14 protein-coding genes and 1 pseudogene are annotated in these 14,254 nt (G+C 48.3%); 8 read left to right on the top strand and 7 right to left on the bottom strand.

All coding sequences use genetic code 11. From position 1 onward, the window contains the following. Positions 1 to 8 precede the first annotated feature (8 nt). The 3 genes from sctX to AYK82_RS00505 are packed head-to-tail and all read right to left on the bottom strand — an operon-like array spanning position 9 to position 2,756. Positions 9 to 389 carry a type III secretion apparatus assembly protein SctX gene (sctX, locus tag AYK82_RS00515; protein ID WP_068310236.1) on the bottom strand — a complete coding sequence of 127 codons (381 nt, stop codon included), beginning with the start codon at positions 387 to 389 and terminating at the stop codon, positions 9 to 11. A gap of 36 nt (positions 390 to 425) precedes the next feature. Then, positions 426 to 2,339 (bottom strand): hypothetical protein, encoded by a 1,914-nt coding sequence (locus AYK82_RS18155; protein WP_068310234.1) that lies wholly within the window; start codon positions 2,337 to 2,339, stop codon positions 426 to 428. 18 nt (positions 2,340 to 2,357) lie between these two features. Beyond that, positions 2,358 to 2,756 (bottom strand): hypothetical protein, encoded by a 399-nt coding sequence (locus AYK82_RS00505; protein WP_068310232.1) that lies wholly within the window; start codon positions 2,754 to 2,756, stop codon positions 2,358 to 2,360. A gap of 193 nt (positions 2,757 to 2,949) precedes the next feature. Between AYK82_RS00505 and AYK82_RS00500 the strand changes: the two genes are divergently transcribed. The 7 genes from AYK82_RS00500 (at position 2,950) to AYK82_RS00470 (ending at position 9,296) form a co-directional block, all read left to right on the top strand. Then, positions 2,950 to 4,242, top strand: coding sequence for an HrpJ domain-containing protein (locus AYK82_RS00500; protein WP_068310230.1), 1,293 nt, complete (start codon positions 2,950 to 2,952; stop codon positions 4,240 to 4,242). An 18-nt stretch (positions 4,243 to 4,260) separates the two neighbouring features. Next, on the top strand, positions 4,261 to 4,620 hold the full coding sequence (locus tag AYK82_RS00495) for a CesT family type III secretion system chaperone (RefSeq protein WP_068310228.1): 360 nt from the start codon (positions 4,261 to 4,263) through the stop codon (positions 4,618 to 4,620). Positions 4,621 to 5,277: 657 nt separating this feature from the next. Continuing rightward, on the top strand, positions 5,278 to 6,042 hold the full coding sequence (locus tag AYK82_RS00490; protein ID WP_082733659.1) for a Crp/Fnr family transcriptional regulator: 765 nt from the start codon (positions 5,278 to 5,280) through the stop codon (positions 6,040 to 6,042). Positions 6,043 to 6,076: 34 nt separating this feature from the next. Beyond that, positions 6,077 to 6,322, top strand: coding sequence for an EscE/YscE/SsaE family type III secretion system needle protein co-chaperone (locus AYK82_RS00485; protein ID WP_068310225.1), 246 nt, complete (start codon positions 6,077 to 6,079; stop codon positions 6,320 to 6,322). Positions 6,323 to 6,324: 2 nt separating this feature from the next. Then, a complete protein-coding gene (locus AYK82_RS00480; RefSeq protein ID WP_208976342.1) occupies positions 6,325 to 6,630 on the top strand; it encodes an EscF/YscF/HrpA family type III secretion system needle major subunit in 306 nt (101 codons plus the stop codon). A gap of 65 nt (positions 6,631 to 6,695) precedes the next feature. Next, complete coding sequence (locus tag AYK82_RS00475) at positions 6,696 to 8,810, top strand: FHA domain-containing protein (RefSeq protein WP_068310223.1); 2,115 nt, start codon at positions 6,696 to 6,698, stop codon at positions 8,808 to 8,810. 30 nt (positions 8,811 to 8,840) lie between these two features. Next, entirely contained in the window at positions 8,841 to 9,296 is a 456-nt protein-coding gene (locus tag AYK82_RS00470) for a type III secretion system chaperone (protein WP_068310220.1), read from the top strand. Between the two features lie 35 nt (positions 9,297 to 9,331). Here AYK82_RS00470 and AYK82_RS00465 read toward each other — a convergent pair whose 3' ends face one another. Both AYK82_RS00465 and AYK82_RS00460 read right to left on the bottom strand, forming a co-directional pair. Continuing rightward, complete coding sequence (locus tag AYK82_RS00465) at positions 9,332 to 10,357, bottom strand: hypothetical protein (protein ID WP_068310218.1); 1,026 nt, start codon at positions 10,355 to 10,357, stop codon at positions 9,332 to 9,334. Next, a complete protein-coding gene (locus AYK82_RS00460) occupies positions 10,354 to 10,830 on the bottom strand; it encodes a type III secretion system chaperone (protein ID WP_068310216.1) in 477 nt (158 codons plus the stop codon). The genes AYK82_RS00465 and AYK82_RS00460 overlap by 4 nt, the downstream gene beginning before the upstream one ends. 298 nt (positions 10,831 to 11,128) lie before the next feature. On the opposite strand from AYK82_RS00460, the gene sctV reads away from it, so the two are divergent. Then, positions 11,129 to 13,255, top strand: coding sequence for a type III secretion system export apparatus subunit SctV (sctV, locus tag AYK82_RS00455; RefSeq protein ID WP_279626402.1), 2,127 nt, complete (start codon positions 11,129 to 11,131; stop codon positions 13,253 to 13,255). A gap of 207 nt (positions 13,256 to 13,462) precedes the next feature. Here the strand turns inward: sctV and AYK82_RS00450 are convergent. Further along, positions 13,463 to 13,735, bottom strand: a pseudogene (locus tag AYK82_RS00450) (integrase core domain-containing protein); the annotation flags it as partial. A 40-nt stretch (positions 13,736 to 13,775) separates the two neighbouring features. After that, positions 13,776 to 14,254: integrase core domain-containing protein (locus AYK82_RS00445; protein ID WP_156453221.1), on the bottom strand; the 479-nt coding region annotated here is incomplete at its 5' end.

Raw genomic sequence — 14,254 nt, 5'->3', positions numbered from 1 at the left:
TTTAAAACCTAGCCCTGCAAAAGCATTGCAAGCGCCTCTTGCAACTCTTCATCAAGTATCACTTCGTTGCGTAACAGATCAGCACATGCCTTCAGTTTCTTACGCTTTTCCTCATCCGCACGATAAGAGGCAGTCAAAAACACACGCTGCATTTGCTGTCGCAATTCACTAAGTTCTGCCGGTTGTAGAATATCGGTGTCGCTAAACTTCGGCAGCAGCAGCGCTGGCAGACGTTCAGCCAATGTTGGTCGATGAAGTATGGAATCAAGCGCTCTCGCTTCTGGCAAGAAGACAGGATTAAGTCGCTTGCCCTCAGGCAAACGCACCCGCTCCTCCATACGCCACGTGGAAACCTCATCCACACCGATTGTGATGGACGCAACGCGCATTTCAAACCGCCTCCTAGCCTCTGGACCTACTCACACCTAAGCCAAACTACGGGCGATTTGCATGTTCAAATCAAACGCACGGCGAATGGTACTGGTCGCCTGCTCGTAAAGCCGGTTTTGCTCTCGGTTATCCTGATTGATATCGTTCGTCAGCAACTGCGGATTAAGCTGAGTAACAGCATCACTAAGCTGCGTTGAAAACTTTTCCCATTGTGTGCGGGAGTAATCTTTTAGGTTGTTAGTTGTAAACGGCATGCTAGTGTCGGGGACATTCTTATAAGCTAGAAAGTGAGCTGTTTGAATTGTGTATTTCTTGCCATAAGCGGAAACTGTAATGCTTGGTGACGCCGCTGCTAGTTCAGCATCACTAATTTCACTTTTCACAACAGCGCCAGTTGTTGCGGGCGTTACAGAAGTACCAGATCCCGATAAAACAATACCTCCTAAGCTTTCAAGGGGACGCATCCTCTCAACATAGTCGTAGATTTTTGTTCGCATCCCATCATAATCTAACACCGTTTTTTCGGTATACTTTGTAATCTTGTTGGTTGGTCGCGTAACCTTGTAGTCAACTTCGACTGGATGGTTTAATCCGGCTGTATCTTGGTTAAACATTTGAATAACCGTTTTGGTAAATGTCGACATTGGCTCTGGTAGCTTCAGTTTATGTTTCTCCTCTTCTGCTTTCTTTCCCGTGGCAACAAACTGCTTAAGCGTCTCATTCACCAGCCGTTGCATTTCCGAGTAGGCTTGGGAAAGTGTATTAAGTTGGGTCAGCTGCTGCGTACGCATCGCGATAATCGCTTGCTTTTTTAAGCTCGCTTGGTTTTGCAGCATGGCCACAATGGTTGGGACGTCAAGCTTGCGCACTGTTAAAGGGTTTCCAGAGCCATCTGATGAAATGCCGCCCAAGCTGAGCATTTGCTTGCTGGATTCTGCAAGTGCGAGAATCCGCTTCTCTTGCGCGATGTAGACATTGTACGCCTTCTTAATCGACGCATTTCCATCTGCGCTGACAACATTGGACGCTGTGTTTAGTTGTGCTGTATTACTCGGCTCAGGAATGTTTATCGCGTTGAATGCGCGGTCGAAGCGCTTCTTAATCGCCGCCACCTTAGCCTGCAGCTCTCTTGGCGAATAGATACGCATGTTGCTGATCTCGTCATTGAGCATCTGCAACTGCTTCTCATAGACTTTTTTGTCTTCCGCAAATCGACTTTGTTGCGCTGAGCTGGCTTTGCTTGGAACGGCAGCCTTTATCTTGTTTAGCTCTACATTGACAATCGTATCCTGCACAACCTTTACATTCACGGTCGGCGCTTCGGCATTGGGGGATAGGCCAAGCCGACTTGCAACCTGCAGGAATTGCGTGTTGTTGACCAAGCGCTCTTGCTCAACGCGCGACATGCGCATAATGCGGCTCTTGTCCAGTTGATCGACGATAATAACGCGCCGACCATCTTCCGAGAGAATTACTCCAATTTTTTGGCCGTTTTTTTCTATATAGGCATTGCCAGAATTCTGCTGAGCCTGCGGGATCTTATCCTGCATGTATTTTAGTTGAATGGCCGAGTGCCACCCCGCAAACTCCGCAGGCGTTGGGCTATTGAAGTTTGCTGGCAACATCTCAGGCGTAACGGCTGCTGCCGGATCGCCAAGAACACTATTTACATAGGTCGTCCATTTATCTTTGTTCGCATCGTGAGCCAATGTCCCGGGCATGTAGAGCATTGGCTTGTCTTTCGCCGGCGCTGCCGCTGACAGCTCGGAAAGAAACACGTCCCAGACATTTTTTTTAGGTTCAGTTGGCGCAGCGGTTACCGGTGCGGGCGCAGGGCTGGCCCCTTTACCACTATCATCTTTCGACGCACTAGTGCCATCAGAGCTAGCTGGCACAAGCGGCGCAACTGGGGGGGCAAGCGTTGTCGAGCTCGAAGCAACCTTTGACATTTCTCTTAATCTCCTGCTCTACAAAACGAGGCGGGTGCGATCTGACGCAGATACCTGCAGTGACTGCGCGTCCACCTGCTTTTCTCTTGGTTGCTTTTGCTGTTGAAGAAGCTCCAAGCAACGATTAACAACGCAGTCATATTGCAACACAAATTCTTCAAAATCCGGCGTGGCGAGTAAGCTTGAGATGAGTTCAAGCACAACAGGATCCTCTGCAACCATCGGATAATCCATTAGCTCTCTGAGGCTTATCGCAAGTTGCTCAAACGCCTCCTCCCACTTGTCATCTGTGATGACAGCAGAAGATTGGTTAGCCGTGAGCAATGCGCTCTCAAGATACTCAGAAAGGGCCGCCGCGTCGGCGGGATCACCCTCATATGATGGCAATAGGTCAATCTCTTCTCGCCTGCTCGTCATCGCAAAACACCCCATTGTCAAGCCATGCCTACAGGGCACAAAGACCGCCATCGCGCTGTATTGTCCGGCACACTTGACGGCAACTACTCCTCTCTTAAGTTTCTCGAAAACCAAGTGTTGAGCGACACAAAACAGCAGAGTGAAACCACCTAAGACTACATCAACTACTTCTAGCTCTTTTGGGAGGTTATCTATGTCACTTGAAGTTTTGCGCTCGAACGTAGCAACCCACAACGCCACATCGCCTGTCGGCGCACCCGCGTTGGCCGAGGCAAGCGGACAGCGTCGCAACGACAAAGTGCAACAGCTGAACAGCCCATCAAAGCTAATGGATGCCGCCGAGGAAATGGGTTTAGCCATCTCTTCCAAGTTGGATAGAAAATCGCTTGAAACGCGCTCCGTCCGACAAGGGCAAGGGGCAAATCTAGAAGCCATCACCAAGATTTCGGAGTATCTCGACAAGCTTCCAGATATGCCGCAACAGGACAAACTGCGTGAATTGGTTGGTCGGATGAGCGATTATGCCAATAGACAGAGTTCAAGCGGTGGCGGACTGTCTCAGCAAGACCTCCTCGACATTCTTTCAGAATTTGATGGTGATATCACCCACCAATTTGCAGCGCTCGATATTGCAATTGAACATTTCGAACGCAAAGGCGACGAACCTGCCCTGCTGTCTGTACTGCGCCTAACCAAAGATGCCCTACTCGAACGCGATGGTCGGGATATTAAAGCGGGCTTTGCGGTTGCGCAGATTGCTACGGATAAAGCAGAGGAGTTTGGAACGGATCCTGCGACAATGCGCGAGAGCTTTCGCCGAATGCTTCAGGAGGACCCGAGTTTTGACAAGCTGTTTCAGGCCCTGCGTAGTCTGGTCGACACGCACCACGATACCCAAGGCATTTTGGGAGGTGCCCCCAAGAAAATGGTTGAGAGCATCCGAGAGGTTATTCTCGTACAATCAGAAGCGGCATCGAACGGCCTGCGGACGCCTGCTGAGGGCTTGGAGCCAATTGAACTCCACGCGCACTTGCAAGAGTTAGGAAAACTAAAAAGCTTAGTAAGCGTTGTAGAAGGGCTCGAAAACGCCATCTACCTTACAGCTCGCCCATTTGGACAAGCAACACTCGGAATTTCAGAAAAGGTGATGGATATCGCAGAAAACTTTTTTGGATTCCTAAGCAAATCGGTCTCATCACCGGAAGATGCTCAAGCGCTGTTGCGGCCGCTTATGCCAATCACAACTGGCGTCGCAGTTCTGTTCAGCAACAACCTCCTTAATCTGCACAGAGATGTGCCGAACAATGTTTTCCCGAGCGATGCGGCGCGTGTTCAACAGCAAACAACACTCTCGGACATGTCAGGGCACCTTGCCTTGCAGGAAGAGGAGGAATTCCAAGCCAATAAAGCTGGTGCGACAGCTGAAAGCTCTGATGGCACACCGACTATCCCGTCTACACCCTCACGTACTGCGCCCGCAGCTTAATTAAGACAAGAGTAAATAATGTTTAGCAGTTCAATTCTCTCTATCCTGCATTCCTTTGCCGATACGGTCGGTGTTCCCTTCGAACCTGCAGCAGATGGCAGTGTTTCCTATTCTTTCTCCGAAAGCGGAACGATCAGCTTTACCCCTGCCCGCAATGGTGATGCATTGGTCATTTCACGATCTCGAACTCTCCAAACGCAGGAAAGAACCGACCTTACTGCATTAGCTTCCCAATCTGCGTATGTAGCTGAGCTGCAAAGTGACCTATTCGTCGGCCTCACCCCCCAAGGAGACGTGTACTTTAGTACAGTACTTTTCGCGCAAGAAATATCCTTGCCAAAAGTGGAGGCGGCGATTGACCAGTTGATAAAAAAATGAACTAACAAGCAATAGCGCAATAATGTCCAAGTGACTTTGCAATGCTAAAGAAAAAGAATCATTTCTGCGACAATATTCTAGTATATCTCTACACTCTTGTTTTGCACAGATTATCATTAGCTGCATGTGGTAATCTGTGAAATATAATAACTAAAATTTTATACATCAACACGCCCAGAATGGAGCCATTGCGAATATTGCCCCAACAATTGAAAAGTTTTCCACCCAGCCTATCGATAGATACCGAAATTTCGGCTACGTTCCAAATATTTTCTCATAGGAAATACACCTAGGCCTCAGCAAAGGTGATGAGGCAACTCTCAATAACCTTATCCTTACCCCAGCGGACGCCAATCTAATCTACTAGGATACAAATTTAATCTAGAGTCCTCATGTATTATCCAAATTCCATATGTTACATATACTAAATTTAGAAATTTATTATATCAGTTTAATTGATTTCTTTTCCTTGACACCTACTAAAGGGGCGGTGTCTATATGTATTGCTGTCACAAAGTTGCAAGGGGGTTCTGCTCTAAGTGAAAGTAGTAAAAGGTTGGCTAAATTAGCTTTTATTAATTAAAGCGTGCAGCAATAAATGCTGTTTTATTTGCCATATCTAAAGTACCCGCACTTTAACTCGAGCAGAAAAGTACGATGATTGACGTTGCTGCAAAACATCAAGCAGGCAATTTAGCACGCTTGAACCACACAACAAAGATACGGCTTCGATGGCGTGAAGAATCGGCATTGTTTCAGGCCTTGAACGAAGAACTAGGCGACTTCTTAGAGGATGTGGCCATTCGTCAGACCTTCTCAAATGGTGAAACCGTTTATGTTCAAGAGGATGACGCAGACTACCTCTACATTGTTGAGCGTGGACACATTCGCCTGAGCCACATCCGGGAGGATGGCAGCCAATTCCTGTATTCGATTATTACTGTTGGTCAGTCTTTTGGTGAGCTCGGCGTTTTCCAAAATACTGAGTATTCAGATACCGCCAGTGCTCTTGGCGAGGTCGTTGTGCAAAAAATTCGGCGCTCTGCGTTTCACCTGTCCAGCGAGCGGAGCGTGGACCTTTGCAAAGCTCTCGCTTTCGTTGTGGCGAATAACTATCGCAAGTACATAGAATCAACACGCTGCCTGTCTCTACCCAGCTTGTCTGGTCGATTGGCACATGTGCTCTTGAACCTGCTGGAAACGATTGGACAACCCAAAGAGCCCGGAGGCGCGGATCATTCGGTCATTTCTGGATCGATTGTAACGCAAAGTGATCTTGGCGCCATGGCGCGCGGCACACGCAGCAACATCAACAGGCGCCTCAAGGAGTGGGAACGCGCAGGGATTATAAAAATCCACGAAAGATCAATCACTGTGCTGAACAAGACACTACTACAGCTCAATCTGATCAATGATGACTAAGAACACTCGTTAAAAGTTTATCGATTGGGTTGGAATGTCTGAGAACACCGCTTCAGAGGCCGAGGTTTTTGTCACAGACCTCGAGGAACGTCTACGTCAGGATGGCGACGGGCAGTTTTCTGCACAAATTATGGCACTTTTAAGTGACCTAGAAGGTTTTGCCGCCCAGCAAAGGCTGCAACCTCTTTCTCCTAAAGACTATCAGAATTGCGAGAAGCTAACCGCAGGCGCTGTCGCGGCTAAGGGTATCTTGCAAAAACTTGCGAACACGGGAGCCTAGCATTGGCCTACAATATTGAGAAAGCTTTCCAATCACTTAATGTTTCGTCAGTTGCGGCGCCTGTGGGTGCTTATGAAAATAAGACTGGCCTTGACGCGCTTCGGGTAAGCACTGCGCTCCAGAAACAAATGGAGTCTGTCAACACTCAAATCCAAAAAACCTACGAAGATAGCAACCTCGCCGAAACCGAGAAAATGTTTACACTACAGCTGCTTGTCAACAACTACACGACGATCGGCCAGACACGGACGAGCCTTGTTAAGGCCCATGCTGACCTTGTTAAGTCTGCGGCACGCAACATCTCGTAGTTGAATAAACCACATCTACAAACATTGCCAAAATAAACCATTAGAGTACTCGGGCCACCGATCGCATGAACGAAATGATCTTTAAAGTCTTAGCTGGCCAGCAGGCAGGTGCCGAGGTGTCTTTAGGTCCGGGCACCTACTCTGTTGGCTCCGGCATTGATGATGACTTGCAGCTCATGGACTTGAGTGTTGCGCAGCACCATCTTGAAATCCAAATTGAAGCGGGCAAAGTATCTCTCCTGGCCAAAAATGGTGGCGCAACTTCCGCCAGTGGATTGGATATTCAAGCCGGGCACGAAGACTGGGTCGAAGTTGAACCGCTAGATGTCATATCACTTGGCACTTTGCGCTTTGCAGTTGGTGCCAAGAATGCTCAATGGACGACGGTTGGTAACGCCCTCGGCGACGCGGCCACCGCAACTGCGATTGAGGAGCCCAAGCTCTCTGGAGGTAGGACGCCCAAAAGGGCAAAAGCTCTTTCTTTCGCTAGCAGGGAGTTTAGGCAAAAAAAATTCGTCTCCGGCGGCGCAATCGCAGCATGTCTTCTCCTCGGCTTACTCGGCTTTCGTTTGGTTGTGTTACCATCAAACGATGTACATGCACTGCCAGCAGGAACCTATGAGGACCTAAAAACCGGGTTATCTCAGCTGCCGTTTGCTCAGGATCTTACCTTAAAAAAGGAAGTTGATGGCCAAACTTACTTGGCAGGATTTGTTGAAACGCCTGTTGAACGAAGAGCAATCATGGATATCGTGGAACAGGTGTCCCTACCTGTACACACACGGGTGCGCGTTCTTGAAAGCATACGCCAAGACATTGCTGCCACTATCAAATCTCGAGCGGTTGATGTCAGCTTCGATCTCGACAAAGATGGAACATTGAAGCTTTGGGGAACTGTTCTGGATCGAGAAACCGCCGCACAAGTAAATAATGAACTCTCCAATATCGCTGGCGTAAGACTTCTCGACTCTCAGATAAAAACCGCGGATGACTATCTTACGCAGGTGCAAAGACTGGCCAAACGCGCCTTGGTCGACGATACCATTCTGTTTCGGCTAGATGGAAATACGCTGGAAGTTAGCGGTGTGATCACTTCGCAAGATATTGACCGTTGGTCTGGCTTTTTACGCTCCTATTCCAACCAGTTCGCAGCAGCGATTCCGATGCGCTCTTTGGTAAAGCTTGTGCAAGATAACGGTCAAGTTGTCGACTTACAAACCAATATCGAGAATGAAACCGAGGCGCGAGAATTTATTGCGGAAAATGATGGTGGCGACGATCAACTGAAAACGCTGCTCGCCGTGGAAGCAGCTGAAAAGACCTTGATTGATCAACCAACCCAGTCTCCTGCGGATAGGAACGCGCCTTTAAACAGCAGCAAGAACACTCTGCAGTTGGCAGCAAGTAAGCTTACAAACCTGAAGTTACCAGTTCTTTATGCAGCAAATGGAGTATCTTCTGGGCAAGCCAAACAAGAGACTACGGTTTCAGATTTAAAAAAAGACACGCAACAGCCGAATGCGCCGACCCCAAAAGCCGAAGCACGCCGTGAAGAGCTCGCAGGTTCGGCGAAAGTTTTGTTGGGCGCGTGGCAAGATGCAAATGAAATCGAGAGCCTGCCAACCACAGTTAAAGAACAGTTTCTACCGCTTTTACTAGAACAACCTGAGGCGGGTAAGCTATGCATCGCTATTCCATCCCTAACAATCAGGCAAGTTGAGCAATCTGTTGTCTGGTTGGATATTCTGTCTAGCAGTGAAGAGTTAAGTCTCAAAGATCTGACAATCCCTGTGCAATCAATGGTTCTACAAACCGCGTTAAACCCAGAAGGTGCGTCTCAATGCTTGGCGAGCGCGCAGGCCGATGTTAGCCAGAGCATCGCAGCGCGATCACGCTTTTTAAAGGCTGCGAGAACAAACCCGCAGTTCCTGCGCTTTCTAACCCGGCATTTGGGTAGATCCAAACTATCCGTTGCAGGTGCTAATCTCACGGCCGAAAGATACATCCAAACATCGGAAAATACGAGGTTTCTTGTAGGCCAATCCATCAGCGACAGCGCGCGCCTTTTGTCTATTGGTGAGCTCGGTATCCTAATCCGCCAATACGAAGGCTTTGCTGTTGTCCTATACAACGAAACCACAAACTGGGTAGTTCGAGCTCCTGTCGCGTTACTTGACTAGCTCCCCTTTTTGGAAATCACTGGACATTCGATGAACCGTTTTTCACAAATCCATTCTCTCTTGATGGAAGCAGGGCCCCTACTCGATGCCCATGAAATTGTTGAATATAAAGAGGCAAAGACTTGGTCAATTCTCCTGCAAGACTTCCTTGTCATTTTGGAGTTTGACGAAGAAAACAATGTCATCCATCTTTCCTCTGTAATTGAAGAGGCTCAAGCAGAGAGCTTAAAGAAATTACAGCTCAATATGCTGCGATACTCATCAGCTCAACAGCGCAAGCGTGGGTTTCGCGTTGGTTGCGTAGAAAAAGACGGTGCTTTTGTCCTAATCCAGTCGATAAATGCCACTGGATTCTCGAGTAACAACCTCTATAGCGAACTAAGTAAATTTTTAGATGAAATAATAGCGTTACGAATTAATATTTCTGAGCAAAGTAAAAATCCCTCACCAATAAATGACGGACAAGATTTTCTGATACATCTGTGAAATAAAAAGCCCGCTAAATGCGGGCCTTTTATTGTTTAATCTTCCAAGGTTGCCAGAGCCTGTCGAAGCAGACTCTTACTCTTACTTTCAAAGTTGATCAACAACCCTTTCGTTCCGTCCGCGCCAAGGCTTTTATGTAGCTCATTTTCTACAAAGTGCTTTAGGTCTTCCATATCGGTTTCACCTAGGGAATAAATTGTCAGCCCGGCATCTGCAAAAGCACTCTTGATAAAGGCATCATCCGAGAAAAGCGCCTGAATAGCTGCAACCAGCTTTAACTGGCCAATTACCGCTTTTTCAATATCAACATCGGCAAGGTAGTCGCGATGATCCGGGTTATGAGCGTTTACCAGCGTCTGTCGCCGGAAGTTGTTTTCAACGCGCTCCAGAAAACGCTGTTTATCCGCTGGCTTGAATTGATCCCAGTCGATTTCAACGCGTGCGCGTAAGGCACTTTCTTTCAATTCCGAGGACTCGCTTAACCGGGCAAGCTCACCTTGTAGATCTTCTTCAACAAAGTTGACGCGCTTTTCACTTTCTTCTTTCGCATATCCGATAGCTATGGATCGCGCCTTATCTGGATCACGGTCAAAAACATGGGAGAGCTTACCTTCAGCGTGATAAGCGAATACTGCAGTCGCAATATCTGGATCATATTCGCTGCTGATGATCTTAAAAATTTCTCGGTTTTGCTGTTTTACACTATCAAGTTGCATTTTGTTTTGACTTTCAGGCACACCCTCCCGTGAAAGGATACGCGCGAATTCGATGCTTTTAATCACTTGCATCTTTGTTAAAGGGGAGCTCGCGGCATTTGCTTTTTGCCCACCCATTCCAAACGCAATCGAGCCTACATCTTCGCCAAATTCGGCCTTTAATGCGGCTTCAAAACTTTTTTGTTCAGCACTGCCTTCGCCGGCGTGCACGTATTTAATAAACTGGCCGCCAACCGTGACTTTGCTGGTTTGGGCCTTCACTTCAGCGCCATCAAGCGCGAGCGTATCAGTGTTATCACCAATACGAGCCGCTTGTTCGTAGCTCTGAAGTCCAATCCTTGTCATAATTTGTCCCCTAACCCCATAAGGTATGGCGTATCCGCTCCGGCAAATGGTTCGGAACCATATTCACTGCGTTCATGGAGTGCCTTGCCCAAGGCACTGTTCCAATGCGCAGCTGCTTCTACAAACACCTCAATTTTTTCCATAAGTTTAATGGAGCAGCGGTCAGCAACCCCAACGATCATGGACAAATTTATACGCTGTTTTTCGCTCTCGATATTAAATGCCATACCGTGACCATCGGCAAAGTGACAATTGGCCTCGAGCAATTCTGCGAAACGTTCCGCAGGTAAGCTTCCCCCAGCATATACAGGAGAGCTGAAGAGCAGTGTTTGAGATGTCTCTCGCCATTTAACAGCCACAATCAGGTTGTTTTCTAATGCTAGGAACAAGCGCCCATTCTCGTCTAGCGTTAGCTGGTCAATTCCAATTCGCGCACCGATTTCTGCAAACAACGAGTTTACAAGCTGCTTCATGGTGCCACTCCTAGAACTACCCCAACCCAAAAGGCAGGCTTCCCCACCTTAACCGTGAACAATAGATAGACAATTGCCCGCGATGTGTTCTGTTAACGCTAAGGGCAATATTGCGCTGTTCTAAATGACACAGATTTGACGTTTATCGCGATAACTGTCTTGCCTACTGTTTTTTTAGCTGGATTCCTGTGCGCTCTGCCTCTCATTTTCAAATGGTGTGTGCTTTGGCACACTTCTACGTTCTCCTAGTTGCTAAGTCTCCGCAGATTTATTGATCCTGCCGTATTGGGGACTGCAATTGCAGAAGATACTTAAGCAAATGTCGCAGCGGAACGACGTGGTTCTCGCGTTTCTGCTGATTGCTATCGTCTTTATGATGATCCTGCCGCTTCCAACGATCCTCGTAGACACGCTGATCGCTATCAACTTGTCGCTTGCGGCGATCCTTCTGATGGCCGCTGTCTATCTGAAAGACGTCGTCAATCTCTCTGCGTTCCCTTCGATATTGCTGCTGACAACACTGTTTCGTCTCGCACTATCAATAACAACGACGCGGCTCATTCTGCTAAAGGCAGATGCTGGTAATATTATCGATACCTTCGGGAATTTCGTTGTCCAAGGCAATTTGGTCGTGGGGATTACAATCTTCCTGATCTTGACCATCGTAAACTTCCTTGTAATCACCAAGGGCTCAGAGCGTGTTGCGGAAGTCTCCGCACGCTTTTCCCTTGATGCTATGCCCGGCAAGCAGATGTCAATCGATTCAGACATGCGCGCAGGGCAGATTGAACTGGATGAAGCCAAGCGGCGACGCGGAAAGCTTGAAAAGGAAAGCCAACTCTACGGCGCGATGGACGGCGCGATGAAGTTCGTTAAAGGCGATGCTATTGCCGGTCTTATCATCATCGCGGTCAATATCATCGGGGGGGTCATTATCGGCACCTCGCAACATGGTATGAGCGCAATGGCTGCTTTGGACCGCTATACAATCCTTACCATTGGCGATGGCCTCGTATCACAGATCCCTGCCCTCTTCATCTCAATCACTTCTGGATTCATTGTCACACGCGTCACCACAGAGGATAACGCAGACCTTGGTTCTGACATTGCCAAACAGCTGAATAGTGAACCAAAGGCGCTGATGATAGCCTCCGCTATCATGGTTGGTTTCGCATTCATTCCAGGCTTTCCGACATTCATTTTTCTTGTTTTGGCACTCATCTTTGGCTCGATCGCTTTTATCGCAATTCGGCGCACAAAGGCCGAAACAGCAAGCAAAAGCGCAAAGCAACTCACTGCATTCACTCCAGCAATATCGCCTGATGCGGATGTGCCAACATTGCCAGATGAAGGGGATGCATCGGATGGAGAAGCTGAGCAAAGCCTAACAATAACGCCCACTGTGCCTCTGATTGTTGACATTGCGTCCAGTGTTCGCGCCTCGCTAAACCCACAAAAACTGGATAGAGAAGTAGCAAAGGTGCGCCGGGCACTTTACTTCGATCTTGGTGTCCCCTTCCCCGGGATTAAGCTCAGATTAAATGACAGCCTCCCAGAGGGCGAGTATCGGATTTTGGTAAACGAGGTACCTGTTGCGCGCGGAGCAAGCCGTAAAGGCTATTTTATTGCGCGTGAAACCCCTCCAAATCTTGCCATGTTTAATATTCCCTTTGAAGAAGGGGATAGTTTCCTACCCAACACACCAAGTTATTGGGTGCAGAACAAGCATTTTGAACAAGCAACTCGCGCTGGTATCCAAACACTAACGCTAACCGGAATGCTGTCTTTGCACCTTGCTCATGTTCTTAAACAGCATGCTGCGGAATTTCTTGGCATTCAAGAATGCATGTTCTTGCTCAAGCATATGGAGGAAAATTTTGACGAGTTGGTGAGAGAGGTTAATCGAACAGTACCACTAATCTCACTTGCAGATGTGTTGAAACGCTTGGTACGCGAAGACATCTCAATTCGTGATATGCGTACTATTCTCCAATCGATTGTTGAGTGGGGACAAAAAGAAAAAGATCCGTTGATGTTGACGGAGCATATTCGAATGGCACTCAGCCGCTACATCACGCACAAATACTCCGCAGGTCAGCAGATCATCCCTGCATACTTGATCGATAAGGATATTGAGGATGAGGTTCGCGGCGCAATCCGTCAAACCAGCGGCGCATCATACCTTGCTCTTTCGCCCGAAACTCACCGTAAAATGGTCTCTGTCCTACGCGCGGCAATTGGAGAAAACCCGGCGCAGAACGGTATCGCACCTGTGATTTTGGTGCCCATGGATATCCGCCGCTTTTTCCGCAAGGTCATTGAACGCGACTATGCGGACCTTGCCGTGCTATCCTTTCAAGAACTCGCGCCTGCCGCAAACATACAGCCGCTAGAGAAAATCAGCTTACGCGGCGCGCTTGGATGATACTACGAACACATCTGTTAGTGCTGGATGTATTTTCCTCAAAGTTGCTGTTTGAAGATTCCCCGCTTTCGTAGCTTTGATTTTTTTAAGGGGCATGCCCCTTAAAAAAATTGGCCACACTGCTCGTCTTTTGTTTGGAACGAAGGGTGTGAGGTGGTTCCGCTTGTTTGGACAGGTGCTCGCGGTTTATAGATGGAGCGGCTTCAGCTACGCCGCAGCTTGAGTTAAGCGCGGCTGGTGGTTGTAGTGAGCCTGATCCGGGGTCTGCCCGTCAGGCGATGAATGCGGTCGGGTTTGGTTATAAAAGGCGATGTATGTCCCGATAGACTTTCTTGCCTCACCTACACTGGCGTAGGCCTTGAGGTAGACTTCGTCGTACTTGATGGCCCGCCAGAGGCGTTGGACAAACACGTTGTCCCGCCAAGCCCCTTTACCACCCATGGAAATCTTGATGTCTTCCCGTTTCAGCACATCGGTGAAGTGGTATTCCCCCCATTTTTGGAGGAGTTTTGGCGTAGAGTTACGCTGCCAGTTTCAGTTTGTCGGCAGGTGTGATGCCGCCGATGGCCATGTTTGGCCGGTTGTTGTTGTATGTCCAGAGCCACCTTGTTGCTTGCGCCTGGACTTGCTCGATTGTTTCAAAGCAATTCTGATCCAGCCATTCTTGCCGAACTGTTCTGTTGTAGCGCTCCACATAAGCATTTTGAGCGGGCTTGCCCGGCTGGATATGCAAGATCTTAATGCCTTGCTTTCGTGCCCATGAGAGCAGCGTTTCACTTATATTTTCTGGGCCATTGTCAACACGTATTGTCTTGGGTTTGCCTCGCCATTCAATCACTTGGCTCAATGCCCGCACAACCCGAAGCGCGGGCAGCGAAAAGTCAACCTCGATAGCCAGCCCCTCCCGATTGAAATCATCAAGTATGTTAAGCGTTCTGAACCGCCTGCCATCCTCCAGTTGATCTGACATGAAATCCATCGACCAAACTTGATTGGCCC

The organism is Polycladidibacter hongkongensis (assembly GCF_001561995.1).
Taxonomy (GTDB): domain Bacteria; phylum Pseudomonadota; class Alphaproteobacteria; order Rhizobiales; family Stappiaceae; genus Pseudovibrio; species Pseudovibrio hongkongensis.
The sequence above is the reverse complement of the archived record's forward strand: the minus strand, read 5'-3'. Positions and strand labels throughout refer to the sequence as shown.

Bases quoted from the DNA above. Each gene is read 5' to 3' on its own strand.
- AYK82_RS00465 (WP_068310218.1), bottom strand. From the start codon at position 10,357: ATGACAAGGATTGGACTTCAGAGCTACGAACAAGCGGCTCGTATTGGT.
- AYK82_RS00475 (WP_068310223.1), top strand. From the start codon at position 6,696: ATGAACGAAATGATCTTTAAAGTCTTAGCTGGCCAGCAGGCAGGTGCC.
- AYK82_RS00490 (WP_082733659.1), top strand. From the start codon at position 5,278: ATGATTGACGTTGCTGCAAAACATCAAGCAGGCAATTTAGCACGCTTG.
- AYK82_RS00485 (WP_068310225.1), top strand. From the start codon at position 6,077: ATGTCTGAGAACACCGCTTCAGAGGCCGAGGTTTTTGTCACAGACCTC.
- AYK82_RS00495 (WP_068310228.1), top strand. From the start codon at position 4,261: ATGTTTAGCAGTTCAATTCTCTCTATCCTGCATTCCTTTGCCGATACG.
- sctX (WP_068310236.1), bottom strand. From the start codon at position 389: ATGCGCGTTGCGTCCATCACAATCGGTGTGGATGAGGTTTCCACGTGG.
- AYK82_RS00460 (WP_068310216.1), bottom strand. From the start codon at position 10,830: ATGAAGCAGCTTGTAAACTCGTTGTTTGCAGAAATCGGTGCGCGAATT.
- AYK82_RS00470 (WP_068310220.1), top strand. From the start codon at position 8,841: ATGAACCGTTTTTCACAAATCCATTCTCTCTTGATGGAAGCAGGGCCC.
- AYK82_RS00500 (WP_068310230.1), top strand. From the start codon at position 2,950: ATGTCACTTGAAGTTTTGCGCTCGAACGTAGCAACCCACAACGCCACA.
- AYK82_RS00505 (WP_068310232.1), bottom strand. From the start codon at position 2,756: ATGACGAGCAGGCGAGAAGAGATTGACCTATTGCCATCATATGAGGGT.
- AYK82_RS18155 (WP_068310234.1), bottom strand. From the start codon at position 2,339: ATGTCAAAGGTTGCTTCGAGCTCGACAACGCTTGCCCCCCCAGTTGCG.